The organism is Paracidovorax sp. MALMAid1276, from assembly GCF_049198005.1.
Classification (GTDB): domain Bacteria; phylum Pseudomonadota; class Gammaproteobacteria; order Burkholderiales; family Burkholderiaceae_C; genus Acidovorax.
On record NZ_JBMIRS010000206.1, the window covers coordinates 1 to 26,783 of the forward strand.

Below are 26,783 nucleotides of genomic sequence, written 5' to 3' on the forward strand. Positions count from 1 at the left end.
CACCGCACGCGTCCTCAAACAGGCCGAGGGAAAAAGACCTTGAAAGGGATGGCTCTAAGAACCTGTTTGTAGGGACAACCGTAGAATCGCCCCTCCAGCCCCTGGATATACACCAAGAACCGCTGCCCCATGAACGCCACATCCCGCCTTTCATTTCCCCACTCACGCCCCCGGTTTCTCCGGCGTGCGCTCGCCTTGGGCCTGACCTGCGCCCTGCTCGGCGGCACGCTGCCCGCCTCAGCCCAGGTGCAGGGGGCCTTGGGCGGCATGCGCACCTTTCCAGACGCCGCGCTGCGTGGCACCCTGACCATCACCGCCATGTCGGACGCCACGCTCAATGGCCGCGCGATCCGCATGGCCCCGGGCATGCGGCTGTTCAGCCCGCAAAACACGCTCGTCATGGCCCACTCGGTGCTGGGCCAGAGCTTCAAGGTCAACTACCTGATCGAGCCCAGCACGGGCATGCTGCTCACGGCGTGGATCCTGAGCCAGGGTGAGGCCGACCAGCCGCGCAAGGGCAGCGACACCGTGGACCGCAATTACCGCTCCGAGTACGACGCGGTCACGAAGTAAGCCAACCACCGCAACGCCGCCGAGCGCGGCCGAGCCCTGCATCGAGCGGCACCGCACCGGGCGCGCCGCTGCATCCATTTTTCCGATAGCGACACACCGCCATGGCCAAAAAAGTCTTCATCAAAACCTTCGGCTGCCAGATGAACGAGTACGACTCGGACAAGATGGCCGACGTGCTCAACGCCGCGCAGGGCTACGAGCCCACGCAGAACGTGGACGAAGCCGACCTCATCCTGTTCAACACCTGCTCGGTGCGCGAGAAGGCACAGGAAAAGGTCTTCAGCGACCTCGGCCGCATCAAGCACCTGAAGGCGCGCGGCGTGAAGATCGGCGTGGGCGGCTGTGTGGCGAGCCAGGAAGGCGCCGAGATCATCAAGCGCGCCCCCTATGTGGACGTGGTGTTCGGCCCGCAGACGCTGCACCGCCTGCCGGAGATGCTGAACCAGCGCGAGCAGCTCGACAAGCCACAGGTGGACATCAGCTTCCCCGAGATCGAGAAATTCGACCACCTGCCGCCGGCCCGCGTCGAGGGCGCCAGCGCTTTCGTTTCCATCATGGAAGGCTGCAGCAAATACTGCAGCTATTGCGTGGTGCCCTACACGCGCGGCGAAGAGGTGAGCCGCCCGTTCGACGACGTGCTGGTGGAAGTGGCGGGTCTGGCCGACCAGGGCGTGAAGGAAATCACCCTGCTGGGCCAGAACGTGAACGCCTACCTGGGCAAGATGGGTGGCACGGCCGAGATCGCCGACTTCGCGCTGCTGCTCGAATACGTGTCGGACATCCCGGGCATCGAGCGCATCCGCCACACCACCAGCCACCTCAACGAGTTCACACCCCGGCTGATTGACGCCTACGCCAAGCTGCCAAAGCTGGCCAGCCACCTGCATCTGCCCGTGCAGCACGGCAGCGACCGCATCCTGATGGCGATGAAGCGCGGCTACACCGCCATGGAATACAAGAGCACGGTGCGCAAGCTGCGCGCCATCCGCCCTGACCTGGCCATGAGCAGCGACTTCATCGTGGGCTTCCCTGGCGAGACGGAAGACGACTTCAACAAGATGATGAAGCTGATCGACGACATCCACTTCGACAACAGCTTCAGCTTCATCTTCAGCCCCCGCCCTGGCACACCCGCAGCCGGTCTGCACGACGACACGCCGCACGACGTGAAGCTGCGTCGCCTGCAGCACCTGCAGAGCGTGATCAACGCCAACATCAAGTCCATCAGCGAAAGCCGCGTGGGCACGGTGCAGCGCATTCTGGTGGAAGGTGCTTCCAGGCGCGACGCCACCGAGCTCATGGGCCGCACCGAGTGCAACCGCGTGGTCAACTTTGTCGGCCAGCCGCGCCTGGTAGGACAGATGGTGGACGTGACCATCACCGAAGCCAAGGCCTACACGCTGCGCGGTGAGGTGCTCACCCGCGAGCCAGCGCTCGCCGTTTGACCGGGCGCAGCACACCCGCCACCCCGCATGCCGGCCGACAGCCCGCCCCGCCCGCGCACGCTTCCCGAAGCAGCGCTGCACGGGCTTTCCTTTCAGCAGTTGCTGCTGCTCGCCTTCTTGCTGATCGCCGGGTTGCTGGGCGTGAGTTCGTTGCGCGCCCTGCACACGCTGGAGCAGCTGATGCTGCAAAGCCGGCTGGGCGCGACCCAGGCCGCGGCGTTGAACGCCGCCGCGCAGTCGCTGAACCCACGGGGACAGGCGCTGGAGCGGTCGGCCCGCCAATCGCTCGTGCTGCGCGACGCCACGCTGCGCCGCAACTTCAACGACATGGCCGCAGAGGCCCAGGCGCTGCTCGACAAGCTGCAAGACGGCGGCCTGCCCCCGGACCTGGCCAACCCGTGGAAGGGCCGGCTAGACGCCGTGAAGGCCCTGCTGGACGCGCCCCCCGAGCGGGCCCTGGAGAACGAGCGCCGCGTTGCCGACGAGTTCGCAGACCTGGAAGCGCTGCACACGAAGATGGTGCAGGCGATGCAGGACGTGAACGACCGGCGCAACAAGGACCTGGAGGCTCGCCTGGAAGACAGCCGTCGCAGCGTCACGCACCAGGTGGTGGGCGCGATCGTGCTGGCCCTCACCCTGGCACTGGCGCTGGGCATCTGGCTGGCACGGCCCTTCAAGCGGTTGGAGACCGCGATCCGCAGACTGGGAGAAAACCGGCTCGACGAATCCATCGAGATCAGCGGCCCCGACGACATGCGCCGGGTGGGGCAGCAGCTGGAATGGCTGCGCCTTCGCCTTGTGGAGCTGGATGCCGACAAGGCCCGCTTTCTGCGTCACGTCTCGCACGAGCTCAAGACGCCGCTGGCGGCACTGCGCGAGGGCGTTGCCCTGCTGCAGGACGGTGTCACCGGCGAGCTGACCGCCGGGCAGCGCGAGGTCGCGCAGATCCTGCATCACAACACGCTGGTGCTGCAAACCGAGATCGAGGCGCTGCTGCGGTTCAACGCGGCCGCGTTCGAGGCTCGCCAGCTGCAGCGCCGGGACACCCCGCTGCTGGCGCTGCTGGAGTCGCAGATCGAGGCCCAGCGCCTGCAGTGGCAGGCCCGCGGCCTGCAGGTGCTGGCCGAGGGCCCTGAGATCTCCATGGCCGTCGATCCGGAAAAGATCGCGTCGGCGGTCAGCAACCTGCTGTCCAATGCCATCCGGTTCTCGCCCAAGGGCGGCACGGTGCGCCTTCAGCTGTCCCGGCACGCGGGCACGGTGCGCATCGACGTCATGGACCAGGGGCCGGGTGTTGCCAGCGCCGACAGAGATCTCATCTTTGAGCCGTTCTACCGGGGTGAACGCCAACCCGATGATGCCGTGCGCGGCACGGGCATCGGGCTGTCCATCGTGCATGAATACATCGTCGCCCATGGCGGACGCGTGCAGCTGGTGAACGAGGGCGTCCATTCCTTTTTTCGCATTGAAATCCCGCATGCCTCCTAGCCGCCTGCCCGAGCCATCCGCCCACCGCCGCCCGCCCGCCGTCGCCCGGTGGGCAGCCACGGGCCTGCTGGCCTGCGCGCTGGCTGCCTGCAACACCCGGCTGCCGCCTGCCCCGCCAGCGCCCGAGCCACCACGGCCTGCGCCGGCCGAGGTGGCGCCGCCCCCCGAAACCGACCGCAGCGATGCCGCTGGTACCCCCGGTACCGCACCCGGCGCGGATGCGGCGCAGGCCGCAGACGACACGCCGGCCAGCGATGCGCCGGGGAAACCCCTGACCGCCGTGCTCGCCCACATGGACCGCATCCTGCGCATGCCAGCACCGGAGCTCGCCCGCGAGATCGCCCGGCTGGCAGAGGCGGAAGAGGCGGCCGCCGAAAACCCCCTGCTGCTGGCCGCAGCGCTGGCGCAAACCCGCCAGCCGGTGGACACCGCCCGCGCCCTGGGGCTGGTGCAGCGGGTGGCTGGCAGCAAGGCCCCACAGGCGCACGCCCTGCAACCGCTGGCGCGCGTGCTGGAAGCACGGCTGCTGCAGCAGCGCCGCCTCGAGGAACAGCTGGATCGGCAGACCCAGCAGCTGAGGGACGCCCAACGCCGCAACGAACAGCTGAGCGAACGCCTGGAGGCCGTGCGCGCCATCGAACGCAGCCTGACCACGCGCCCCGCGCCACCACCGGCGCCCTCCGCCCCCTCCGCCCCCTCCGCGCCTGCCAGTGGCACCGGCGGCAACACTGCGCGGCCCGCGCCCCCATAACCCCCCCCTCCCGCCAACGCTCCCGCTTTCCATGGCCCATCCGACGACAACGCCTTCTTTGCGCTCCCACGCCGGTGCCCGCATCCTCGTGGTCGACGACGATGCCGACATGCTGCGCCTGCTGTCCCTTCGGCTGAAGGGCGCAGGCTACGAAGTGGTCGCGGTCGGCTCCGCAGAGGCCGCATTGGCCCAACTGGACGTGGCCCGGCCGCAGCTGGTGCTGAGCGACGTGCGCCTGCCCGGCCGCGACGGCCTGGCCCTGTTCGACGATGTGCGCGCGCGCCATCCCTCGCTGCCGGTGATCCTGCTCACCGCCCACGGCACCATCCCGGACGCGGTGGAGGCCACGTCCCGCGGCGTGTTCACCTACCTGACCAAGCCCTATGACGGGCGCGACCTGCTGGAAAAGGTCGCCCATGCACTTGCGCTGAGCGCCCCGGCCGTCACCCACGCCCACGCCAACGAAGCCTGGCGCGCAAACATCGTGAGCCGCTCCACGCGCATGACCGACCTGCTGGCCGAGGCCTACATGGTGGCGCAGTCGGACGCCAGCGTGCTGCTGCTGGGCGACAGCGGCGCCGGCAAGGAGCTGCTGGCGCAGGCGATCCACCGCGCGAGTCCGCGCTCTGCCCGGCCCTTCGTGGCGGTCAACTGCGGCGCCATCCCGGAGGCGCTGCTCGAATCCGAGCTGTTCGGCCACGTCAAGGGCGCGTTCACGGATGCCGTGAGCAACCACAAGGGCCTGTTCCAGGCGGCCGATGGCGGCACCCTGCTGCTCGACGAAATCGGGGACATGCCGCCCGCCCTGCAGGTGAAATTGCTGCGCGTGCTGCAGGAGCGCGCGGTGCGCCCGGTGGGTGCCAGCCAATCCATCCCCGTGGATGTGCGCATCGTGTCCGCCACGCACCGAGACCTCGAAAGCGCCATGGCGGCAGGGCAGTTCCGCGAAGACCTGTACTACCGGCTCAACGTGGTCACGCTGGTGCTGCCGACCCTGGCCGAGCGGCGCGAGGACATCCCCCTGCTAGCCAACCATTTTCTCGACCAGCTGGCCCGCAAATACGACAAGCGCCTGTCCGGCTTTGCGCCCGAGGCCTTGCGCGCCCTGACCGCCGCCGCCTGGCCCGGCAACGTGCGCCAGCTGTTCAATGTGGTCGAGCAGGTGTGCGCCCTGTCCACTACCCCCCTCGTGCCGCTGACGCTGGTGCAGCGTGCCCTGCGCACCCCCTCCACCCAGGTGCTGAGCTTCAGCGAGGCACGCCAGCGCTTTGAACGTGAGTACCTGGTGGGGCTTTTGAAGATGACCGATGGCAATGTGGCTGATGCCGCCCGGCTCGCCCAGCGCAACCGCACCGAGTTCTATCGCCTGCTGCAAAAGCACGCCCTCGCGCCCGGTAACTTCAAGACCGATGGTGCGCCCGGCGAAGGCGTCGCCGATGAGCGACAAGAGTAAGTCATTGATTTGCAAGGCGTTTCCAAATCGCCTACAAGGCTTTGTCGCCAGATCACGACAAAAAAGCCGATTTTTTGCTCGCCTGACAGCCGCGAACAAATGCTTACAGCCGAATCGCCGCTCAAGTTGTTGATTTAAAAAGGGAATTTCATACTGGCACAGGGTTTGCCCTAGTGTCGGCATGGATGACCACTTTCCCCGCTTTCCCGTCGCCGCGCGCAGGGTCCGGATCGCCGTTGCGGCGCTCGCGACCGTCACGGCGCTTGCCGCTCTCGTGGGGGTCGGCGCCGCGCACGCCCAGGCGCCTGTGCAGCCCCGGGCCGCAGCCCAACCAACACCAGGCTTTGACTTCGACAGCGTGACCCGCCTGGCCCGCGAGCGCGCCAACGCGCCGTACCGCGCTGCCAGCGCCAAGCTCCCGGCCGACCTCGCGCAGCTCAACTACGACCAGGTGCGCGACATCCGCTGGCGCCCCGACCGCGCCCTGTGGCGCGCTGAACAGTTGCCGTTCGAGGCGATGTTCTTTCACCTGGGTCTGTACCAGACCGAACCGGTACTGATCAACGAGGTCACTGCGCAGGGTGCGCGCCATATCCGCTACAGCCGGACAGATTTCGATTACGGCAAGAACAAGGTCGATCCGCAGGCCTGGGGGGACCTGGGCTTTGCGGGCTTTCGCCTGCACAACCACCTGAACTCGGCCGAGTACAAGGACGAGCTGGTGGTCTTCCAGGGCGCCAGCTACTTCCGCGCGCTGGGCAAAGGGCAGCAATACGGCCTGTCTGCCCGGGGCCTGGCCATCGACACCGTGGGCGGCAAGGGCGAGGAGTTTCCACGGTTCACCGAGTTCTGGCTGGTGAAGCCTGCGCGCAATGCCGCACAGGTGCGCGTGTATGCGCTGATGGACTCCCCCCGGGCGACTGGCGCCTATCAATTTGACATCACCCCCGGCAACGCCACCACCACCACGGTGCGCAGCCGCGTGTTTCTGCGCGCAGGCTCCGGCGTGCCGCCCGTGGCCACGCTGGGCATCGCACCGCTGACCAGCATGTTCTTCTTTGGCGAGAACCAGCCCCGCAAGGAAGACTTTCGCCCTGAAGTGCACGACTCGGACGGCCTGATGGTTGCCACGGGCGAAGGCGAATGGCTGTGGCGCCCGCTGCAGAACCCCCGGCAGACGCTGGTGACGTCGTTCAGCACCCAGAACCCCAAGGGCTTCGGACTGATGCAGCGCGACCGCCAGTGGGCCAGCTACGAAGACGTGGAAGCCCGCTATGAACGCCGCCCCAGCGCCTGGGTGCGCCCGTTGCACGACTGGGGCGCAGGCCGGGTCGAGCTGGTGCAGTTGAACACCCCGGATGAAACCCACGACAACGTGGTCGCCTACTGGGTGCCCGCGCAGTTGCCGCCCCCCGGGCAGCCGCTGGAATTTGCCTATGAGCTGAGCTGGCAGGGCGACGAGCAGCAGCGCCCGCCCAGCGCCTGGGCCACGCAGTCGCGCCGTGGCATGGGCTACACCAAGCTGTCCGCCGACGCCCTGCGCCGTCAGACGCAGTACGTGATTGATTTCGAAGGGCCGGCCCTGCAGGCACTGCCCGCCGACGCGGCCGTGAAGGCCGTGGTGACCAGCGACGCCAATGGCCGTGTGCTGGAAAGCCTGGCCTACCGCAACCCCGCCACCCGCCAATGGCGCATGACCGTGCGCGTTGAGCGCCTGAAAGCCGATCGCCCGATCGAGCTGCGCGCATTTCTCCAACACGACAACCACGCAGTGAGTGAAACATGGACGCACATCAGCCTACCCGAGTGAGCACCGAGGGCGCCCGCCGCTCTCACACACTGGCCGCCCCTGCGGTGGTTGCGCGGCGTGGCGCCGCCTACCCCCGCCCGGTCGAGAGCCGACGCAGCCCGCTGCGTGAAGAACGCCACCCCAGCTCGGTGACGGCGCCCCCGGTCAACCGCGGATCGATGCCGCCGGTGCCCTGGCGCGGGTTCTGGAACAGCATCGGCACCGCCGTGCTGATGCGGCTGACCGGGCGGCGCATGCCCGCTCGCGCCGAGAAGACAGGGCCCGACGCCGCGCAGGACGCCGCCTGGCAGGGCGCAGCCCAGCGCCGCCGCTGGACGTTTGCGGTGCTGACCGTTCTGACCACGGCGCTGGCCAGCACGCTCTTCGCTGGCGTGCAACCGGACTATGACAACGCCTGGCTGGGTTACGGCCAGATCGCGCTGTTCGCGCTGCTCTCGGCGTGGGTGGTCACCGGCTTTCTCACCGGCCTGATGGGTTTTTGGGTGATGGTGCGGGGCGACAAGCATGCGCTGTCAGTGCGCAGCGTGGCCGGGCACACCCTGGCGCCCGACGCGCGCACCGCGATCATCATGCCCATCTGCAACGAGGACGTGACCACCGTATTTGCGGGTCTGCGGGCCACCTGCGAATCGGTGGCGGCCACGGGCCACGGTGCCACGTTCGACGTGTTTGTGCTGTCCGACAGCTACGACCCCGACATCGCGCGCGCCGAACGCGCCGCCTGGGAAGAGCTGCGCACCGCCCTGGCCGAACACAGCCAGCAGCCGCAGGTGCAGGTGTACTACCGCCTGCGCACCCGCCGCACCCACCGCAAGGCCGGCAACGTGGCCGATTTCTGCCGCCGCTGGGGCAAGGACTACCGCTACATGGTGGTGCTGGACGCCGACAGCGTGATGAGCGGCGACTGCATCGTCTCGATGGCCAAGCTGATGGAAGCCCACCCCACCGCCGGCATCATCCAGACCGCCACGCAGGCCATCGGCCATGTCACCCTGCACGCGCGCGCCCAGCAGTTCGCCTCGCGCGTCACGGGCCGCCTGTTCACCCTGGGCATGCAGTACTGGCAGCTGGGCGAGTCCCACTACTGGGGCCACAACGCCATCATCCGCGTGGCGCCATTCATGCAGCACTGCGCGCTCGCGCCCATCCCGGGCAAGGGTGGCTTGGCCGGCGGCATCATGTCGCACGACTTCGTCGAGGCCGCCCTGATGCGCCGCGCGGGCTACCACGTGTGGCTGGTGAGCGATCTGATCGGCAGCTACGAACAACAGCCGCCGGACCTGCTGGCCGAGCTGCAGCGCGACCGCCGCTGGTGCCAGGGCAACCTGCAGAACGCGCGCCTCATGGCCGAGCCGGGCATCCACCCCGTGCACCGCTCCATGTTCGTGACAGGTGCGATGGCCTATCTGTCCGCACCGCTGTGGCTCGCGTTTCTGACCCTGGGCACCGCGCTGTGGCTGTCGGGCGCCCGGCTGGTGGCCGACTGGCACATCCTGCCCAGCGAGCTGATCGCGCTGTGGACGTGGACGCTGAGCATGCTGTTCCTGCCCCGCATCCTGGGCGTGGCCGCCGTCTTCATGCGCCGCGAGCAGCTGCAGTACGGCGGCACCGCAAGCCTGCTCAAGAGCGCTGCGGTCGAGAGCGTGATGGCGGTGCTGCAAGCCCCGGTGCGCATGCTGGCCCACTCGCTGTTCGTGCTGATCGCCCTCACAGGCCTCAAGCTCGAATGGAAGTCGCCCCCCCGCGAAGCGCAGGCCGTGCCCTGGGGCCACGCAGCGCGCCAGCTCGCCCCGATGAGCGCCATCATCGCGCTGCTGGCCGCCGGCGTGGCACTGATCGACGGCGGCGCCCTGCTGTGGCTGCTGCCGGTGGGCCTGCCCCTTGCGCTGGCCATTCCCATGGCCGTGATCACCAGCCAGATCGCGCTGGGCCAATCGATGCGCGAACAGCGGATCTTGCTGATTCCCGAAGAGGCGTGGTCGCCCCCGGTGCTGCGCCGCGCCTGGTTGCACGCCCGGCAGCTCGCCAGCCCTGCAGCATTGTGACAATCTGAAAGAGCGTTCACAAAATGGAAGCCGGTGCTTGCACCGGCTTTTTGCCACTTGCTCCTGTTTTTATAGCTGTCAGCGCTTTCTGGATAAGCGGTGGAAGCCAAAAATGCTCGAAATTTCAGTTCCAGCCGCACTGTACCCCCCGTTTGCCGCCGCCTTAGGATAGGCACCCTTTCGACACCAGCAGGTTGCTCACTGGTCCCGCTGCTGCGCCGCCAGCGCCGATCCTCCCCGCGCACCGCCTGCGCCGACATTGATGCCACCGTTTTCCTCCGCTCCCACCGCCGGCAGGCGGCTCCTGATCCAGACCAGCGCGTTTTTTGCATTGAGTTCCCTGCTTGCAGGCTGCGGCGTTTTCGTCCCGCCGCCGCTGCAGTCACCACCGCCAGTGGCCGAGGCCCCTGTGCCGCCACCGCCACCCGAGCCCGCTGGCCGCATCATCTTTGCCGGCCTGGCCATGCACTCGCAGGCCAAGGCGTTCCGCAACGACATAGAGCTGGCCGAAAAGTGGGTCAGGGACATCGACCCCAATGCCCTGCTGGTCAAGCTGGCCAATCCTACCCGCGACCAGGTCAGCGACTGGCCGCAGGTCACGGCAGAAAATTTCGCGCTGGTCATGGCCAAAACGGCCGAGGTGGCGCAGCCGCGTGACCGGGTGCTGCTCTTCATCTCCACCCACGGCAATCCAGGGCTGCTCCAGATCAACGCGGCCGGCAAGCACCTGCAGCCTCTCACCACCCGCATGCTGAGCGACGCGCTCGCACCCCTCAAGAACGTGCCCACGCTGGTCGTGCTCTCGGCCTGCTACAGCGGCGCGTTCATCGAACCGCTCGAGGCACCGAATCGCGTGGTGCTGACGTCCACCGACGTGCGGCGCACCAGCTTCAACTGCCGCTATCCCGGCAACCACACTCCGTTTGCGGAAGCGCTGTTCGGCCAGGCGGACGCGGGCAGCCGTTCGGCAACCGACTGGATGGAAGAGGCGCAAAAGACCATCACCGCGCAGGAAAAGCGCCGCAAGCTCTCGCCCTCCCGCCCGCGCCTGTTTGTGGGCGAAGACGCCAAGGCCTGGGCAGACCGTCCGCTGGGCCTGTGGCTGCAGGCGCCGCCCGGCCCTTGAGAGCCGGGGCCCTTGAGCGCTGGGGCCCCTGAATCCCTGAAACCAGCTCCCGCGCGCATTGCGCGCACCCTGCCCTTCACCTGAAACACCAAGGCCCCGGGCGAAGCGCACTTCGCCCGGGGCCTTGGTGTTTTGAAGCCTGCGCAGTGCCAGATGCGGCTCTGCGAAAGCGGCCACCGTCAGAACGGCATCTTGGGCATGCCGCCGCCGCCCAGGCCCTTCATGCCGCCCATGCGCTTCATCATCTTCATCAGGCCGCCGCCCTTCATCTTCTTCATCATCTCCTGCATCTGCTCAAACTCCTTGAGCAGGCGGTTCACTTCCTGCACCTGCACGCCCGCGCCACCGGCGATGCGCTTCTTGCGGGTGGCCTTGATGAGTTCGGGCTTGCGGCGCTCCAGCGGGGTCATGCTCTGGATGATGCCTTCCTTGCGCTTGATGTCCTTCTCGGCCTTGTCCATGTCCAGCGAGCCCGCCTTGGCCGTGAGCTGTGACGGCAGCTTGTCCATCAGGCTGGAGAGCCCGCCCATCTGCTTCATCTGCTGGATCTGGGAGAGGAAATCGTTCAAATCGAACCCATCGCCGCTCTTGACCTTGGCGGCCAGCTTCTGCGCCGCTTCCATGTCCACGCCGGCCGTGACCTGCTCGACCAGTGCCACGATGTCGCCCATACCCAGGATGCGGCCCGCGTGGCGTTCGGCGTCGAACACCTCCAGGCCGTCGATCTTTTCGGACACACCCGCAAACTTGATGGGCGCGCCGGTGATCTGCCGCACCGACAGCGCCGCGCCACCGCGCGAGTCGCCGTCCAGCTTGGTCAGCACAATGCCGGTGAGCGGTAGCGCCTCCTTGAAGGCCTTGGCCGTGTTGATCGCATCCTGGCCCTGCATGGCATCGACCACGAACAGGGTCTCGACCGGGTTCAGCGCAGCGTGCAGGTCCTTGATCTCCTTCATCAAGGCTTCGTCGATGGCCAGGCGCCCGGCCGTGTCCACCAGCAACACGTCGAAGAAGTGCTTGCGCGCGTAGTCGATGGCGGCGCGGGCGATGTCCAGCGGCTTCTGGTCGGGTGTGCTGGGGAACCATTCGGCACCCGCCTGTTTGGTCACGGTCTTGAGCTGCTCGATGGCCGCAGGGCGGTACACGTCGCCCGACACCGTCAGCACCTTCTTCTTGCGCTTTTCGATCAGGTGCTTGGCCAGCTTGGCCGTGGTGGTGGTCTTGCCCGCGCCCTGCAGGCCGGCCATCAGGATCACGGCCGGGGGCTGGGCGGCCAGGTTGATGTCGGAGATGCCTTCGCCCATGGTGGCGGCCAGCTCGCGGTTGACGATGCTGACGAGCGTCTGCCCGGGCTTGAGCGAACCCAGCACTTCCTGGCCCAGCGCCTTTTCCTTGACGCGCGCGATGAAGTCGCGCACCACCGGCAGCGCCACATCGGCTTCGAGCAGGGCCATGCGCACCTCGCGCAGCATGTCCTGCACATTGGATTCGGTGATGCGGGCCTGGCCACGCATCTCCTTGACGAGGCGCGTGAGTTTGTCGGTGAGGGCGGAAGCCATAGAGAGAAGTTCCGGTGATGCCTGCGCGGCATCAACGCAGGGCGTTGCGCGCAAGCCCGCCAGGGCGCTGGCGGTGGGGCGAAAGGCTAAACTGTATCCATGATTTTAGCGAGTAGCTCCCCTGCCAGCTGGCTTCTTGCCCTGGCGGCTGCCATGGCCTACGCCGTGCCCGCTGCGGCCGCGTCCCGCCTGAGCGCCGCGGCATCGCGCAATGCGCTGCTGCTGGCATGGACGCTGCACGGCGCCGTGCTCGTGTGGGGCCTGTGGGGCGAGTCACCCCGCTTCGGCTTTGCGCCCGCACTGTCGATGACGGCCTGGCTGGTGCTGACCGTGTATGCCGTGGAGCGGCAGCTGTTCCCGCAGATGCAGGCCCGCTGGGCGCTGGCGGCGCTGGGCGCTGCAGCCGTCGTGCTGGCGCTGCTGTTTCCCGGGCAGCCGCTGCACGTGGCGGCATCGGCCTGGTTGCCCTTGCATCTGGCCCTGGGCATTGCCTGTTACGGCCTCTTTGGCGCTGCGGTGGTTCATGCCTGGCTCATGACACGCGCCGAGCGCCACATCCGCCAGGCCGAGGACCCCCACAGCGGCATCCCCCTGCTCACCCTGGAACGGCTGACCTTCCGGTTCGTGACCGCCGGTTTTGTGCTGCTCACGGCCACGCTGCTGGCGGGCTGGCTGTTCGGCGACACGCTGTACGGGCGCGCCTGGCGGTGGGACCACAAGGCCATCTTCTCACTGCTGTCGTGGCTGACCTTTGCCGCACTGCTGCTGGGCCGGGCGCGATTCGGCTGGCGCGGCCGCAACGCGGTGCGTGTGCTGTATGCCGGCACCACACTGCTGCTGCTGGCCTATGTGGGCTCGCGTTTCGTGATGGAAGTCGTGCTGGGGCGTGCCCCATGAAATACCTGCTTGTTCTGGTGGTGTTGCTGGTGGCGTTTGGCATCTGGCGCAGCCGCAGAGTCTCGGGCGACGCCCCGCGCCAGCCCCGCGCGCCCGCGCTGCCCCAAGACATGCTGGCCTGCGCCCATTGCGGCGTGCACATTCCACGGTCCGACGCGCTGATGCGCGGCCAGGACGCCTACTGCAGCGCCGAACACCAGCGCCTGGGCCCGGCCTGAGAGCCATGCAGACAGCTGCGCCTGGGCCCCTCTGGTCTGCGGCAGACGCACCCTTTGTGCGCCTGTGGCGCGGGTTTCTCAGCGCCCGCGTGCTAGTGGCACTGGCCCTGCTGATCCTGCAGGGCGCCGGGCAGATGGTGAACCAGGTGTCCGAGCAGGCCGTGCTGGCGGTGTGCCTGGCCTACCTGGTCGCCACGGTGTTGCTGCGCGTGCTGGCGCGGCACGCGCCGCCCTCGCCGGGCGCGGGCCCGCAGTGGCTTCCCTCGATCGGGGTGGATCTGGCGGCCATTTCGGCCCTGCAGCTGCTGCAGGTGGGCTCGATGAACTTCACGCCGTTGTTCGGCCTGCCCATCCTGATGGCCGCGGTGCTGGGCACGCTCACGCTGGCACTGGGCACCACCGCCGGCGTGACCTTGCTGCTGCTGGCCTGGGCCTGGTGGACAGGCACGCGGTCGGGCGGTGAAGAAGCCCAGCGATATCTGCAAAGCGCGCTCACCGGCACCGGCTATTTCATCGTGAGCTACCTGGTGCACCAGCTGGCCACCCGCCTGACGCGGGAGCAGGAACTCGCGCAGCAAAGCCAGGTGGCCGCGCAGGTGCAGGCCCAGGTCAGTGCCCTGGTCATCCAGAACCTCACCGATGGCGTGCTGGTGGTGGACGAGAACGACATGGTGCGGCTGGCCAACCCGGCGGGGCTTCAGCTGCTGGGCAGCGCGGCGGTTCCCGCGCCACCCTTCGCGCTGGCATCCGAAGCCCCCTGGCACCCCCTGGTGCTACTGGCGCGGCGCACCTTCCGCCAGGAACAGCCGCAGATGGCCGATGTGGACTTGCTGCACCCCGGGCAAAGCCCCACCGGCCTGCATGTGCGCACCTGGCTCACGTCCACGCGCGAAGCGGCCCGGCAGTCTCACAGCGAGAGGCTGTGCGTGATGTTTCTGCACGACCTGCGAGAACTGGAGGCGCGGCTGCGCACCGAAAAGCTGGCCGCCATGGGGCGCATGTCCGCCGCAGTCGCCCACGAGATCCGCAACCCCCTCGCCGCCATCGTGCAGGCCAACGCGCTGCTGGAGGAAGACCTGCACGACCCCGCGCAGAAGCGGCTGGCAGGCATGGTGCAGCAAAACGCGGACCGCCTGGCGCGCATCGCCGAGGAAGTGCTGGACATCGCGCGCGTGCAGCACCAGATCAGCCACGCGCCGGCCTCCACGCTGGCGCTGGACGACACGGTCGCGCAGATCTGGAACGACTGGCAGGCCCACGACCCCGCTGTGCGCCGCGCCCAGGTGCAGCTCGAAGCCAGCGGCACCCACGTGGAGTTCGATGTCGAGCACCTGCGCCGCGTGCTGGTGAATCTGCTGGACAACGCGCTGCGCTACATGGGCTCGGCCCACGACTCTCTCGCCATCTCCACCCGCACCACCCCAAGCGGTCAGGTGAGCCTGCAGGTCTGGAGCGACGGCGCACCGATGGACAAGTCGGTGGAGCGGCATCTGTTCGAGCCGTTTTTCTCGTCCGAGAGCCGCTCCAGCGGCCTGGGCCTGTACATTTGCCGAGAGCTTTGCCAGCGCCACGGGGCATCCATCAGCTACCAGCGGGTCCATCGCATCACCGCGCGCGGCGAGGTGGGCGGCAATGCCTTCACCGTGGCGTTTCGCCGCATCACCCGTCCCAGCGACCCGGCCACGCTGTTCGACACCATCGTGGTGTAGACAGGAACTACCGCCCATTAGGACGCACCGGCTCCCTGCGCAACGCCATCCAACCCTGACATGAGTACATCCGCCTCCTCTCCGGCTTCCATCCTCGTTGTGGACGACGAGCCCGATCTGCGCACGCTGTACGAGCTCACGCTGCTGCGCGAAGGCTATCGCGTGGATACGGCGTCTTCCGTGCAGGAGGCGCGCGAACAGCTTCTCGCACACCGGTTTGACGCCGTCATCACCGACATGCGCCTGCCCGATGGTTTCGGCATGGAGCTGCTTCAAGACCTGCGCGACCAGCAGCGCCGCGAACGCTGCGTGGTGATGACCGCCTATGGTTCGGCCGAGAACGCCGTGGAGGCCCTGCGCGCAGGCGCTTTCGACTACCTCACCAAGCCGGTGGACCTCAAGCAGTTCCGCCTGGTGGTGGCCTCCGCGGTGCAGGGCACGGGCGGCGTGCCCGCGCCGCGCAGCACGCGCAGCCCGTCGTCGGGCCGATCAGGGGCATCGGCCGCTGCGGCAGATGTGCCGGGCGGCAATGCCGCGCTCGACCGGCTGGTGGGCGAGTCCGAGGCCATGCGCAACGTCAAGCAACGCGTGGCCAAGGTGGCCCGGGGCATGGCACCGGTGCTCATTCACGGCGAGTCGGGTACCGGCAAGGAACTGGTGGCCCGCGCACTGCACGCCAGCAGCCAGCGCGCCGACGGCCCGCTGGTGGCCGTGAACTGCGGGGCGATTCCCGAGAACTTGCTGGAGGCGGAATTCTTCGGCGCGCGCAAGGGCTCGTACACCGGTGCCGCGCAGGACCGGGACGGCTACTTCCAGGCCGCGCGCGGCGGCACGCTCTTCCTGGACGAGATCGGCGACCTGCCCCTCGCAATGCAGTCCAAGCTGCTGCGCGCCATCCAGGAGCGCAGCGTGCGCCCGCTGGGGTCCACGCAGGAGGAAACCGTGGACGTGCGCATCGTCAGCGCCACCCACCGTGACCTGGCCGCCGATGTGCAGTCCGGCCGATTCCGCCAGGATCTGTACTACCGCCTGAACGTGATCGAGATCGTGATCCCGCCCCTGCGGGAGCGGCGCGAAGACCTGCCCGCGCTGTGCCATTCGCTGCTTGCACGCATCGCGCACGAGTCCGGCATGCCCGTGCCGGCACTCACCCCCGCTGCGCTGGACGCGATTGCCGCACACCCGCTGACCGGCAATGTGCGCGAACTCGAGAACCTGCTGCACCGCGCCGTGGCACTGAGCGACGGCGAGGAGCTGCATGTCGATGCGCCCGCAGGCGGTGCGGACCCGGCAGCAACCCGCGCCCACCGGCCCGCCGCGGCCCTCCCCCCCGGCGCAGCAGCGACCGACACCACGGCTGCGGCTGCGGACACGGCGGCCCCAGCTCCGGCCACGCTGGGCAGCACCGTGGCCCTGCCCAGCGACCTGCAGGCCTGGCTGGACCAGCAGGAGCGCGACATCCTCATCCGCGCACTGCGCGAAGCGGGCTTCAACCGCACCGCCACGGCGGCGCGGCTGGGCATCAGCCTGCGGCAGATCCGTTACCGCATTGCCCGCCTGAACATCGCTGCACCCACCGACTCCGACCCGCATGAAGACATCGGCTGAAGCCTGGGACGGCGGCTGGCACCGGGGCGCTCAGCACCTGGCATCTCCCAATCAGGGGCCTCGCCCTGACGCCAACGCACCGGTCGACCTCATCGTCGTCCATTCGATCAGCCTGCCGCCGGGGCAGTTCGGCACCGGGGCCGTGCAGCAGCTGTTCACCAACACGCTCGACTGGGACGCACACCCCTACTTCCAGAGCATTCGCGGGCTGCAGGTTTCGGCGCACTTCTTTATCGACCGCGCGGGGGGGCTCTGGCAGTTCGTCGACTGTGACCGGCGGGCCTGGCATGCGGGCCAATCGCACTATCGCGGACGCGATCAGTGCAACGATGATTCCGTGGGCATCGAACTGGAGGGACTGGAGGGCGACCGCTTCGAGCCGGAACAGTACGCCGCGCTTGCAGCCCTGTGCCAGGACATTGCCCTGCGCTATCCCGTGCGCCACATCGCCGGCCACGAACACATCGCCCCTGGCCGCAAGCACGACCCTGGCGCCGGATTCGACTGGCGGACGCTGCAGCGCCTGCTGGGCTGGCCGGCGGGGTATTTCCCGCTCGACGTTCAACCACCGGCGTGAACATCGACCCCCACCCGCGCAGGCGGCATCGATAGCAAAAATTTTTTTGTGCAAACGCACACGACCTGGGGCCCGTGATGCCGTGCGGGTTTGCAGGCGAAATCCGCCGGCATCGCCCGCCGTTGCGTGCCATGGCCGCAACTTTTCAAGCCCTGGCACGCTGTCCGCCGAGCCCGCGCGGCGCCTTCATCCAGCCCTTTGCACAGGCTGTTTCATTTTTGGGCGCGAACACGGCGGTACACTACCGGTAGTGTCTTGAACGCATTCGACACACCATATATAGTGTGCGCCAGACTGAATGTCGGCGCATGACTCTCTCCCATGCGACGGCGCCTCAAGCCGCACGCCCATCCCAGACAGCCCACAGAAGAGGACACCCATGCAAGCTGCTTTGAACACGCCTTCCCCATCCCACACAACCACCGGCCAGGCCGCGCCGCAGGCCGCGGCCGCGGCGTCCGAAACCGGCCACCCGTTGACGCACTACCAGATCATTCGCCGCAATGGCGCAGTGGTGCCGTTCGAGCCGCAAAAAATTGCGGTGGCGATGATGAAGGCGTTTCTTGCAGTGCACGGCACGCAGGGTGCAGCCTCGGCCAGCGTGCGCGAAGTGGTGGACACGCTCACCCAGAACGTGGTGCGCGCCCTCATGCGCTCGCGCCCCGGCGGCGGCACCTTTCACATTGAGGACGTGCAGGACCAGGTGGAACTGGGCCTGATGCGCGGCGAGCACCACGAAGTCGCCCGCGCCTACGTGCTGTACCGCGAGCGCCGCACGCAAGAGCGCGCCCACCACCAGGAAAAGCTGGCACCCGCCACGCCTGTGCTCAACGTGATCGACAACGGCCAGCGCGTGCAACTCGACATCCTGCGCCTGCACGGGCTCATCGAGTCGGCCTGCGCCAACCTCGGCGCCGACATCCAGGCCGCACCCATCGTTGCGGAAACCATGCGCAACCTGTATGACGGCGTGCCCATGGACGAGGTCTACAAGGCCTCCATCCTGGCGGCCCGCACCCTGATCGAGAAGGACCCGGACTACACCTACGCCACCGCCCGCCTGCTGCTGCACACCATCGTGCGCGAGGTGCTGGGGCGCGAGGTGGCCCACGCCGACATGGGCCAGGCGTACCAGGACTATTTCCCCGCCTTCATCCAGAAGGGCGTGGACAACGAACTGCTCGACGAGCGTCTGCTCAAGCAGTACGACCTGCACCGCCTGGGCGGCGCGCTCAAGGCCGAACGCGACCTGCAGTTCGATTACCTGGGCCTGCAAACGCTGTATGACCGCTACTTCCTGCACGTCAAGAAGACCCGCATCGAACTGCCCCAGGCCTTCTTCATGCGCGTGGCCATGGGCCTGGCGCTCAATGAGACCGACCGCGAAGCGCGCGCCATCGAGTTCTACGAAGTCCTCTCCAGCTTCGACTTCATGTCCAGCACGCCCACGCTGTTCAACAGCGGCACGCTGCGCTCGCAACTGTCCAGCTGCTACCTGACCACCGTGCCCGACGACCTGGACGGCATCTACGAGTCCATCAAGGAAAACGCCCTGCTGTCCAAGTTTGCCGGCGGCCTGGGCAACGACTGGACCCGCGTGCGCGCCCTGGGCTCGCACATCAAGGGCACCAATGGCGAATCGCAGGGCGTGGTGCCATTCCTGAAGGTGGTGAACGACACGGCCGTGGCCGTGAACCAAGGCGGCAAGCGCAAGGGCGCCGTCTGCACCTACCTGGAAACCTGGCACCTGGACATCGAGGAGTTTCTGGAGCTGCGCAAGAACACGGGCGACGACCGCCGCCGCACGCACGACATGAACACGGCCAACTGGATCCCCGACCTGTTCATGCGCCGCGTGATGGAAAAGGGCACCTGGACGCTGTTCTCGCCCTCCAACGTGCCCGACCTGCACGACCTGTTCGGCGCCGACTTCGAAAAGGCCTACGTGGCCTACGAAGAGAAAGCGGCCCGCGGCGAGATCAAGCCCAGCAAGACCGTGCAGGCCACCGACCTGTGGCGCAAGATTCTCACGATGCTGTTCGAAACCGGCCACCCCTGGATCACCTTCAAGGACGCCTGCAACGTGCGCTCGCCCCAGCAGCACGCCGGCGTGGTGCACTCGTCCAACCTGTGCACCGAGATCACGCTGAACACCAGTGACACCGAGACCGCCGTGTGCAACCTCGGCTCGGTCAACCTGCTGCAGCACCTGAAGGACGGCCCGCGCGACGCGAACGGCGTTGCTGTCAAGGTTCTCGACCACGAGAAGCTCAAGAAGACCATCACGGTGGCCATGCGCATGCTGGACAACGTGATCGACATCAACTACTACGCGGTCAACAAGGCCCGTGACTCCAACCTGCGCCACCGTCCCGTGGGCCTGGGCCTGATGGCCTTCCAGGACAGCCTGTATGCGCTGCGCATTCCGTACGCGTCGCAAGAGGCTGTGGAATTTGCCGACAAGTCGATGGAAGCCATCTGCTACTACGCCTACTGGGCGTCCACCGAGCTGGCGAAGGAGCGCGGCCAGTACTCCAGCTACAAGGGCTCGCTGTGGGACCGCGGCATCCTGCCGTTCGACACGCTGGACATGCTCGCCCAGGCCCGTGGCGGCTATGTGGAGGTGAACCGCTCGTCCACCCTCGACTGGGATGCCCTGCGCAAGAAGATCGCGCAGGACGGCATGCGCAACTCCAACTGCGTCGCCATCGCGCCCACGGCCACCATCTCCAACATCATCGGCGTCGACGCCTCCATCGAGCCGTCGTTCGGCAACCTGTCGGTCAAGTCCAACCTGTCGGGCGAGTTCACCGTGATCAACGGCGGGCTGGTGCGCGACCTCAAGCGCCTGGGCCTGTGGGATGACGTGATGATCATGGACCTCAAGCACTTCAAGGGCTCGCTGCACCCCATCGACCGCGTGCCTGCCGACATCAAGGCGCTGTACTCCACCGCGTTCGAGGTCGAGCCGCAGTGGCTGGTCGAAGCCGCAGCGCGCCGCCAGAAGTGGATCGACCAGGCGCAGAGCCTGAACATCTACATGGCCGGCGCGTCGGGCAAGAAGCTGGACGACACCTACAAGCTCGCATGGATTCGCGGCCTCAAGACCACGTACTACCTGCGCACGCAGAGCGCGACGCACGTCGAGATGAGCACGGTGAACACACGCCAGCTCAACGCCGTGTCTTCCGGCAGCGAAGGCGGCGCACCAACGGCGTCGGCGTCCGCGCAGCCTGCATCGGGCCCACGCGAGGCGGCTGCCGCAGCACCCGCCGCGCTTCCCGCCACGGACGTTCAATTCAGCGCCATCGACGATCCCGGTTGCGAGGCCTGCCAATAAGGACTTGGCGCGCAACACGTCGGAGGGTTCCGACGTGTTGCGCATGTGCTGTGAAGCAACAAAACGTTGCTGCACAACGCTGCAGTGCTTTCCTTTTTGCAGCACTGCTTTCATAATCCGAACACTGGAAAATCTATGTTGTCCTGGGACGAAGAAGTCAAGCCCTCATCGCAAAATCAACTGGACGGTGGACTGAACACGAGCCACCCGGCGGGTCAGCCGCCCCTGTCTTTCCAGACCCCTTCCCTGCAGGCCGTGCAGACAACAACGACGGCTGCCACAACCACCGCTTCCGCTGCACCGGCTGCCACACACCGCCGCGTGAACGCCGCCGACAAGCGCATCATCAACGGCCAGACCGACGTCAACCAGTTGGTGCCGTTCAAGTACAAGTGGGCGTGGGAGAAATACCTTGCCACCTGCGCCAATCACTGGATGCCGCAAGAGGTGAACATGACGCGCGACATCGCGTTGTGGAAGGACCCCAACGGCCTGACCGATGACGAGCGCCGCATCATCAAGCGCAACCTCGGCTTCTTCGTCACCGCCGACTCGCTGGCCGCCAACAACATCGTGCTGGGCACCTACCGCCACATCACGGCGCCCGAGTGCCGGCAGTTCCTGCTGCGCCAGGCTTTTGAAGAAGCGATCCACACCCACGCCTACCAGTACATCGTGGAGTCGCTTGGCCTCGACGAGAGCGAGATCTTCAACGCCTACAACGAAGTGCAGTCGATCCGCGAGAAGGACGAGTTCCTGATCCCGTTCATCGACGCGATCATGGACCCCAACTTCCAGACCGGCACGCCCGAGAACGACCAGACGCTGCTCAAGTCGCTGATCGTCTTCGCCTGCCTGATGGAAGGCCTGTTCTTCTACGTGGGCTTCACGCAGATCCTGGCGCTGGGCCGCCAGAACAAGATGACGGGCGCTGCCGAGCAGTACCAGTACATCCTGCGCGACGAGTCCATGCACTGCAACTTCGGCATCGACCTGATCAACCAGCTCAAGCTGGAGAACCCGCACCTGTGGACGGCCGAGTTCAAGGCCGAGATCAAGGCGCTGTTCCTGAAGGCGGTGGAGCTGGAATACCGCTATGCCGAGGACACCATGCCCCGCGGCGTGCTGGGCATGAACGCCTCCATGTTCAAGGGCTACCTGCGCTACATCGCCAACCGCCGCGCCACGCAGATCGGGCTCGAAACCCTCTTCCCCAATGAAGAGAACCCGTTTCCGTGGATGAGCGAAATGATCGACTTGAAGAAGGAACGCAACTTCTTCGAGACCCGGGTTATTGAATACCAGTCGGGTGGTGCGCTGTCCTGGGACTAGCGCCTTTTCTTTGCAGGCCCCACACCACCATGGATTTCTACACCACGCCCTTCACCCGTAGCGCCGCGAAGGCGGCCGTGTGGGGCGTTCCCGTGTTCATGGGGATGGAGTTCTTCTCCATCTCCATGGATCGCTTCCTGACCACTGCAGACAGGAAGTGCTCTTTGCATGCAAATTGACCCAAGGAGAACATGATGGCAACTGCGAAAAAACCCGCCGCAAAGAAAGCGGCCCCAGCGAAGAAGGCTGCTCCCGCCAAGAAGGCCGTAGCCGCGAAGAAGGCGGCTCCTGCCAAGAAGGCAGCCGCACCGGCGAAGAAGGCTGCGCCCGCCAAGAAGGCTGTAGCCGCCAAGAAGGCAGCACCGGCAAAGAAAGCCGTAGCCGCGAAGAAGGCAGCACCGGCCAAGAAGGCAGCAGCCCCAGCGAAGAAGGCCGCGCCCGCCAAGAAGGCCGTAGCCGCGAAGAAGGCCGCACCTGCCAAGAAGGCAGCGGCCCCAGCGAAGAAGGCTGCACCCGCCAAGAAGGCCGCCGCCGCCAAGAAGGCTGCTCCTGCCAAGGCCCCTGCCAAGAAGGCTGCGCCCGCCAAGAAGGCCGCCAAGGCCCCTGCCCCTGCGGCCGCTGCTGCAGCTGCACCCGCAGCGCAAACCACGCTCAACCCCCAGGCGGCGTGGCCCTTCCCCACGGGCAACAAGCCCTGATACCTGCGCCCCCTGGCGCCCGGCCCGGCATTCCGATGCCGGGTTTTTTTTTGCCCGTTGCGGCGGATTTGCTATCAAAACGAGAGTGGGCACCGCTTTCCCATCAAGGCTTTCAAAGAAAAATCATCGAAATGCCTTGTCCAGAATGCGCTACACGCTCTCAATTTGTGAGCAAAACGCAGAAATCACTCGACAGCCCCCTGTTGCGCAGGACAGACCGGCGTGGACGCCGAGGCGTGCAAGTCAGCACTGCGGGACGGCGAAGAACTGCAGCGCAGCACATTTCTCAATCCGTTTTCCCACCCCGTTGCGGGCAGCCCCCGGACAACGCAGGCGCGGTGCCCGCGATGCCTTATTCCGGCGTGAAATCCAGCGTGTAGTTCTGGGGCCCACGCTGGGCGATCTTGAGCGCACCGACCCGGTTGCCCAGCGCAGCGCAGCGCTCCAGCGACCAGCCCTTTTCCAGCCCGAACAGCAGCGCGCCGCGCCATGCGTCGCCGCAGCCCGTGGGGTCGACCACCGCAGCAGGAACGGCGGCGGGCACGTGCGTCTTCTGGCCGTCCACCCAGACCTCGCAACCCTCGGCCCCCAAGGTCACGACCAGGCCGCGCACCTGGCGCGAGAGGGCCTCCAGCGACCAGCCCGTGCGGTCGCACAGCATCTTGCCCTCGTAGTCGTTCACCGTGACCCACGACGCCTGCTCCACAAACGCCTTCAGCTCTTCACCGTTGAACATGGGCAGCCCCTGGCCCGGGTCGAACACGAACGGAATGCCGGCCGCCACAAACTGGGCCGCATGCTGGATCATCGCGTCGCGCCCGTCGGGGGCCACAATGCCCACGGCCGCAGTGGCCGCGTCGCCCGCCGTGATCTGGTTCGCGTGCGCCTGCATCATGGCGCCGGGGTGAAACGCGGTGATCTGGTTGTTGTCCCGGTCGGTCATGATCATGGCCTGGGCGGTGTAGGTGTCCTGCACCTGGCCCACATGGCGCGCGCTGATGCCCAGCGCATCCAGGCGCTGCAGGTACTCGGCCCCGTCGCTGCCCAGCATGGCCATGGGCAGGGGCTCTCCGCCCAGCAGCTTCAGGCTGTAGGCGATGTTGCCCGCGCAGCCCCCAAAGTCGCGGCGCAGCGACGGCACGAGAAACGACACGTTCAGGATGTGCAACTGGTCGGGCAGGATCTGCTCGGCGAACCGGCCCTCGAAAGTCATGATGGTGTCGAACGCCAGGGATCCGCAAATGATGGCAGCCATATCGGTGGAGAAGAAAGGAGATGGAAAAAGGGAAAGTTCAGTGCGGCTGCAGGCCATCCCGCGCCAGACGCAGCGGTGCCGCAGCCCGGCGCAGGCATGCCTTCATGGATAGAACGCCAGCACCCGGTAGCCCGCCACGCGCGCGCCTCCGGTGGTCACGATGACGGCCACTGACGCGCTCCATTCGCCGCGCGCTGGCAGTTCTGCCGGTGCGGCAAGGTCGGCGGGCAGCAGCACGCGGCGCAGCACGGCCTGGTCCTGGGCGTCGGTCAGCGTCAGCTCCACCGCCGGCATGGCCAGCGGCATGGCGGACTGGTTCTTCATCGTGAACGCGAGCTGGTAGCTGTCGCCCCGGGCCTTGTTGAACGACGAGCTGTCGATCACCACATCCGCAATCTGGCGCGGGGCGGCGATCTCGCAGCGCAATGGCTCACACAGCTTTGTCAGCCAGGGGCGCGCGCGCGGCTCCATCGCGGCGATGCGGTCTCGCTCCTGCACGGCCACCTGCGCGCCCAGCGCCGTCAGCAACGCCAGGGTCAGCAGCAGCAGCACGCCGCGCACCCAGGCCTGGCGCCAGAAGGCCTGTCGCCGCGCCGCGCGCACAAAGCTGACCTCAGGGTCTGCGTGCGGCTCCTCGTCATCCGCATCGTCATGGGCCGGAGTGGATGCGCCTCTGCGCGGATCGGCCCGCAGCACGGCAGCAGCGGAGTCATCCGCCACCAGCGCGAGCGCGTCGGCGCCGTGTGCGTCCGCAGCTGCGTCCGCAACCACGGCTGTGGCAGGCTTTTCAGAGGGCGCCGCTTCGTGCAGCGCAGGAAAGCTGATGTCGGGAATGTGCAGGGCAGGCTCGGACTCTCGGGTCTCCTCTGCGCGCGCAGCGGTATCTGTGGCCGCCCTGCCTTCGGGCAGTTCCGTCGCGCGGGCGTCCGTATTTGCAGTGTCGAGCACGTCTACCGGCCAGTCGGAGTCCGGCAGCTCTGCCACCGGCAGCTCGTAGCCGCCCGGTACTGTGGGCACCGAAGGCGCCACCGGCGTGCGCGCAGGGTCCGTGAACGATGCGCGCTGGGGCCTCGCGCCGGGCGACGGAAGTTCCAGCGGCTCGTAGGACTCCAGCATGTCGAGCGACGCCGGGACGGTGTCCACAAACCCGGGGGGCGCATCGCCCGTTTCATCCCTGTCGTCCGTCCCGTCCGCATCGACACCATCCTCAGCGTTCGCCGGGCTTCGTGCATTCAGATCTGTGTTGGCGCCGCCCCCCTGCCCTGCCACCGCCCGGCCTGCCGGGTCCGCAAGTCCCCCGGCCCGTTCCGCCAGGGGTTCAGCGGGCGACAGGGGCCGCACATCCGGCGGTGCGCGCCACGCAAAGGGTGCGGAAGGCTCGAGGCCGAGATCGCCCACCAGGGCGTCACCCTCCCGCGCGGCGAGGAAGGCCGGCACGGCCGGGGTGGGCACGTCCATCACGGGCGCCTGGGCCACGGCCTCCCCGAAGGACGGCGTGGCGGCGGCGGGCGGCACGGCAGGCGCCGGAGGGCTGTGCGGCGGCATGCCGCCGGGGCTCTGCCGGGGCGCCGCAGGCGAAGGTGCACCCCATGCCCGCCCCGCGTCGGGCGCGCGCACGACGGGCGCCGGTCGGGGCTTGGCATCGGTGAGCGACACATCCGGCAGCAGCGCGGGCGGCGCGGAGGGTAGCAGGTGGGCCGATGCGTCGAACACTTCCTTGCATTGGCCGCAGCGCACCCATCCTTCCGATATGCGCAATTGGTCGGCCACCACCTTGAACGAGGTGGCGCAGGACGGGCAGCGGGTGATCTGGCTCATCAGCGGGCGATTGTAGGTGCCGGGGCGCAGCTGCGGAGCGCATGTGCCACGGCACGGGCGCCAGTGCGGCCGGCGCCAGGTCAGCGCCGGGCGGTCATCAGGATCCAGCCGTCCTCGCTGTCGGCCACGTCCAGCCGCAACCAGGGCGCGTAGGCTTCTTTCAGCTCATCGGCCTGGCGCTCCAGAATGCCCGCCAGCACCAGATGCCCGCCCGGCGCCACATGGTTGCACAGCAGCGGGGCCAGCACGCGCAGCGGCGTGGCCAGGATGTTGGCCAGCACCGTCTGGTATTCGCCCTGCGCCCTGTCGGGCAGACCGGCGCTCAATTGCACGCCATTGGCCTGCGCGTTCTGCTGGGTGGACTCCACGGCAGCCGGGTCGATGTCCACCGCATCGATGTCGGTGGCGCCAAACTTGGCCGCGCCGATGGCCAGGATGCCCGAGCCGCAACCGTAGTCCAGCACACGGCCCAGCGGATTGCCATCGGCCGGGTGGGTGGCTCCATGGCGGGCAATCCAGCGCAGGCACATGCGCGTGGTGGGGTGCGTGCCGGTGCCAAAGGCCAGGCCCGGGTCCAGCCGGATGCTGCGCACGGCCTGGGCCGGCATCTCGTGCCAGGTGGGCACGATCCAGAAATCGGGCGTGATGTCCACGGGCGCGAACTGCGACTGCGTGAGCCGCACCCAGTCCTGCTCGGCCACTTCGGACAGGCCCAGCACCTGGCAACCCTCGAAGAAGTCCTGCACCGACAAGAGCTGCTGCGCCTCGGCCGCGGCCTCGCGCGTGGGGAACAGCGCCACCACGCGGCTGCGCTGCCAGCCGTCCTTGGGCGGCGGCATGCCGGGCTCGCCAAACAGGGCCTGCTCGGCATCCGTCTGGGCGTCCGCGTCCTCCACCGAGACACTGAGCGCTTCCAGCGCATCCAGCGCATCGCTGACCGCCTCGATCCGGTCCTCGGGGCACATCAGAATCAGCTCGAACATGGCAAAGGCCTCTCAGAAAAAATGAAATGCTGGCCCCCGTCGCCAAGGGCCAGCATGTGAATCAAACCACTAGTCCACTGAAGCCGAGAAATCGGCTG

Annotated in this window: 21 protein-coding genes; 17 read left to right on the top strand and 4 right to left on the bottom strand. The window is 67.4% G+C overall.

Annotated features, from left to right (window positions below; all coding sequences use genetic code 11):
• The first annotated feature begins 129 nt into the window (after positions 1 to 129).
• From ACOQFS_RS16710 to ACOQFS_RS16745, 8 genes are all read left to right on the top strand, one after another.
• Positions 130 to 573, top strand: coding sequence for a hypothetical protein (locus ACOQFS_RS16710; RefSeq protein WP_421563951.1), 444 nt, complete (start codon positions 130 to 132; stop codon positions 571 to 573).
• A gap of 101 nt (positions 574 to 674) precedes the next feature.
• The gene (gene miaB, locus ACOQFS_RS16715) at positions 675 to 2,018 is read left to right on the top strand and encodes a tRNA (N6-isopentenyl adenosine(37)-C2)-methylthiotransferase MiaB (protein WP_421563952.1); all 1,344 of its coding nucleotides are present in this window, start codon (positions 675 to 677) and stop codon (positions 2,016 to 2,018) included.
• Between the two features lie 27 nt (positions 2,019 to 2,045).
• Positions 2,046 to 3,506 (top strand): sensor histidine kinase, encoded by a 1,461-nt coding sequence (locus ACOQFS_RS16720; RefSeq protein ID WP_421563953.1) that lies wholly within the window; start codon positions 2,046 to 2,048, stop codon positions 3,504 to 3,506.
• Entirely contained in the window at positions 3,496 to 4,257 is a 762-nt protein-coding gene (locus tag ACOQFS_RS16725; protein WP_421563954.1) for a hypothetical protein, read from the top strand. Before ACOQFS_RS16720 ends, ACOQFS_RS16725 begins: the two co-directional genes overlap by 11 nt.
• A gap of 31 nt (positions 4,258 to 4,288) precedes the next feature.
• Positions 4,289 to 5,710, top strand: coding sequence for a sigma 54-interacting transcriptional regulator (locus tag ACOQFS_RS16730; RefSeq protein WP_421563955.1), 1,422 nt, complete (start codon positions 4,289 to 4,291; stop codon positions 5,708 to 5,710).
• A 181-nt stretch (positions 5,711 to 5,891) separates the two neighbouring features.
• The gene (locus ACOQFS_RS16735; RefSeq protein WP_421563956.1) at positions 5,892 to 7,520 is read left to right on the top strand and encodes a glucan biosynthesis protein G; all 1,629 of its coding nucleotides are present in this window, start codon (positions 5,892 to 5,894) and stop codon (positions 7,518 to 7,520) included.
• Positions 7,493 to 9,565, top strand: a complete 2,073-nt coding sequence (mdoH, locus tag ACOQFS_RS16740) for a glucans biosynthesis glucosyltransferase MdoH (protein WP_421563957.1) — start codon at positions 7,493 to 7,495, stop codon at positions 9,563 to 9,565. The genes ACOQFS_RS16735 and mdoH overlap by 28 nt, the downstream gene beginning before the upstream one ends.
• A gap of 331 nt (positions 9,566 to 9,896) precedes the next feature.
• A complete protein-coding gene (locus tag ACOQFS_RS16745; protein ID WP_421563958.1) occupies positions 9,897 to 10,691 on the top strand; it encodes a C13 family peptidase in 795 nt (264 codons plus the stop codon).
• Between the two features lie 179 nt (positions 10,692 to 10,870).
• Here ACOQFS_RS16745 and ffh read toward each other — a convergent pair whose 3' ends face one another.
• The gene (gene ffh, locus ACOQFS_RS16750; protein ID WP_421563959.1) at positions 10,871 to 12,250 is read right to left on the bottom strand and encodes a signal recognition particle protein; all 1,380 of its coding nucleotides are present in this window, start codon (positions 12,248 to 12,250) and stop codon (positions 10,871 to 10,873) included.
• Positions 12,251 to 12,349: 99 nt separating this feature from the next.
• On the opposite strand from ffh, the gene ACOQFS_RS16755 reads away from it, so the two are divergent.
• From ACOQFS_RS16755 to ACOQFS_RS16795, 9 genes are all read left to right on the top strand, one after another.
• Complete coding sequence (locus ACOQFS_RS16755; protein ID WP_421563960.1) at positions 12,350 to 13,147, top strand: cytochrome C assembly family protein; 798 nt, start codon at positions 12,350 to 12,352, stop codon at positions 13,145 to 13,147.
• Positions 13,144 to 13,365 (top strand): PP0621 family protein, encoded by a 222-nt coding sequence (locus ACOQFS_RS16760; RefSeq protein ID WP_421563961.1) that lies wholly within the window; start codon positions 13,144 to 13,146, stop codon positions 13,363 to 13,365. The genes ACOQFS_RS16755 and ACOQFS_RS16760 overlap by 4 nt, the downstream gene beginning before the upstream one ends.
• A 5-nt stretch (positions 13,366 to 13,370) precedes the next feature.
• Positions 13,371 to 15,074, top strand: coding sequence for a two-component system sensor histidine kinase NtrB (locus ACOQFS_RS16765; protein WP_421563962.1), 1,704 nt, complete (start codon positions 13,371 to 13,373; stop codon positions 15,072 to 15,074).
• Between the two features lie 60 nt (positions 15,075 to 15,134).
• A complete protein-coding gene (locus ACOQFS_RS16770; protein WP_421563963.1) occupies positions 15,135 to 16,682 on the top strand; it encodes a sigma-54-dependent transcriptional regulator in 1,548 nt (515 codons plus the stop codon).
• Positions 16,666 to 17,259: a 1,6-anhydro-N-acetylmuramyl-L-alanine amidase AmpD gene (gene ampD, locus ACOQFS_RS16775; RefSeq protein ID WP_421563964.1), complete on the top strand. Its 594-nt coding sequence runs from the start codon at positions 16,666 to 16,668 to the stop codon at positions 17,257 to 17,259. Before ACOQFS_RS16770 ends, ampD begins: the two co-directional genes overlap by 17 nt.
• A 379-nt stretch (positions 17,260 to 17,638) precedes the next feature.
• On the top strand, positions 17,639 to 20,599 hold the full coding sequence (locus ACOQFS_RS16780; protein WP_421563965.1) for a ribonucleoside-diphosphate reductase subunit alpha: 2,961 nt from the start codon (positions 17,639 to 17,641) through the stop codon (positions 20,597 to 20,599).
• Between the two features lie 135 nt (positions 20,600 to 20,734).
• The gene (locus ACOQFS_RS16785; protein WP_421563966.1) at positions 20,735 to 21,931 is read left to right on the top strand and encodes a ribonucleotide-diphosphate reductase subunit beta; all 1,197 of its coding nucleotides are present in this window, start codon (positions 20,735 to 20,737) and stop codon (positions 21,929 to 21,931) included.
• Positions 21,932 to 21,960: 29 nt separating this feature from the next.
• A complete protein-coding gene (locus ACOQFS_RS16790) occupies positions 21,961 to 22,110 on the top strand; it encodes a hypothetical protein (RefSeq protein ID WP_421563967.1) in 150 nt (49 codons plus the stop codon).
• Between the two features lie 15 nt (positions 22,111 to 22,125).
• Positions 22,126 to 22,629, top strand: a complete 504-nt coding sequence (locus ACOQFS_RS16795) for a histone (protein WP_421563968.1) — start codon at positions 22,126 to 22,128, stop codon at positions 22,627 to 22,629.
• Between the two features lie 352 nt (positions 22,630 to 22,981).
• On the opposite strand, the gene ACOQFS_RS16800 is transcribed toward ACOQFS_RS16795, so the two are convergent.
• From ACOQFS_RS16800 to prmA, 3 genes are all read right to left on the bottom strand, one after another.
• Complete coding sequence (locus ACOQFS_RS16800; RefSeq protein ID WP_421563969.1) at positions 22,982 to 23,884, bottom strand: carbohydrate kinase family protein; 903 nt, start codon at positions 23,882 to 23,884, stop codon at positions 22,982 to 22,984.
• A gap of 102 nt (positions 23,885 to 23,986) precedes the next feature.
• Complete coding sequence (locus ACOQFS_RS16805; RefSeq protein WP_421563970.1) at positions 23,987 to 25,702, bottom strand: DUF3426 domain-containing protein; 1,716 nt, start codon at positions 25,700 to 25,702, stop codon at positions 23,987 to 23,989.
• Between the two features lie 80 nt (positions 25,703 to 25,782).
• Entirely contained in the window at positions 25,783 to 26,685 is a 903-nt protein-coding gene (prmA, locus tag ACOQFS_RS16810) for a 50S ribosomal protein L11 methyltransferase (RefSeq protein WP_421563971.1), read from the bottom strand.
• Positions 26,686 to 26,783: the final 98 nt, after the last annotated feature.

Bases quoted from the DNA above. Each gene is read 5' to 3' on its own strand.
- miaB (WP_421563952.1), top strand. From the start codon at position 675: ATGGCCAAAAAAGTCTTCATCAAAACCTTCGGCTGCCAGATGAACGAG.
- ACOQFS_RS16730 (WP_421563955.1), top strand. From the start codon at position 4,289: ATGGCCCATCCGACGACAACGCCTTCTTTGCGCTCCCACGCCGGTGCC.
- ACOQFS_RS16790 (WP_421563967.1), top strand. From the start codon at position 21,961: ATGGATTTCTACACCACGCCCTTCACCCGTAGCGCCGCGAAGGCGGCC.
- ACOQFS_RS16720 (WP_421563953.1), top strand. From the start codon at position 2,046: ATGCCGGCCGACAGCCCGCCCCGCCCGCGCACGCTTCCCGAAGCAGCG.
- ACOQFS_RS16710 (WP_421563951.1), top strand. From the start codon at position 130: ATGAACGCCACATCCCGCCTTTCATTTCCCCACTCACGCCCCCGGTTT.
- ffh (WP_421563959.1), bottom strand. From the start codon at position 12,250: ATGGCTTCCGCCCTCACCGACAAACTCACGCGCCTCGTCAAGGAGATG.
- prmA (WP_421563971.1), bottom strand. From the start codon at position 26,685: ATGTTCGAGCTGATTCTGATGTGCCCCGAGGACCGGATCGAGGCGGTC.
- ACOQFS_RS16765 (WP_421563962.1), top strand. From the start codon at position 13,371: ATGCAGACAGCTGCGCCTGGGCCCCTCTGGTCTGCGGCAGACGCACCC.
- ACOQFS_RS16795 (WP_421563968.1), top strand. From the start codon at position 22,126: ATGGCAACTGCGAAAAAACCCGCCGCAAAGAAAGCGGCCCCAGCGAAG.
- mdoH (WP_421563957.1), top strand. From the start codon at position 7,493: ATGGACGCACATCAGCCTACCCGAGTGAGCACCGAGGGCGCCCGCCGC.
- ACOQFS_RS16725 (WP_421563954.1), top strand. From the start codon at position 3,496: ATGCCTCCTAGCCGCCTGCCCGAGCCATCCGCCCACCGCCGCCCGCCC.
- ACOQFS_RS16800 (WP_421563969.1), bottom strand. From the start codon at position 23,884: ATGGCTGCCATCATTTGCGGATCCCTGGCGTTCGACACCATCATGACT.
- ACOQFS_RS16735 (WP_421563956.1), top strand. From the start codon at position 5,892: ATGGATGACCACTTTCCCCGCTTTCCCGTCGCCGCGCGCAGGGTCCGG.
- ACOQFS_RS16760 (WP_421563961.1), top strand. From the start codon at position 13,144: ATGAAATACCTGCTTGTTCTGGTGGTGTTGCTGGTGGCGTTTGGCATC.
- ACOQFS_RS16770 (WP_421563963.1), top strand. From the start codon at position 15,135: ATGAGTACATCCGCCTCCTCTCCGGCTTCCATCCTCGTTGTGGACGAC.
- ACOQFS_RS16755 (WP_421563960.1), top strand. From the start codon at position 12,350: ATGATTTTAGCGAGTAGCTCCCCTGCCAGCTGGCTTCTTGCCCTGGCG.
- ampD (WP_421563964.1), top strand. From the start codon at position 16,666: ATGAAGACATCGGCTGAAGCCTGGGACGGCGGCTGGCACCGGGGCGCT.
- ACOQFS_RS16780 (WP_421563965.1), top strand. From the start codon at position 17,639: ATGCAAGCTGCTTTGAACACGCCTTCCCCATCCCACACAACCACCGGC.
- ACOQFS_RS16785 (WP_421563966.1), top strand. From the start codon at position 20,735: ATGTTGTCCTGGGACGAAGAAGTCAAGCCCTCATCGCAAAATCAACTG.
- ACOQFS_RS16805 (WP_421563970.1), bottom strand. From the start codon at position 25,702: ATGAGCCAGATCACCCGCTGCCCGTCCTGCGCCACCTCGTTCAAGGTG.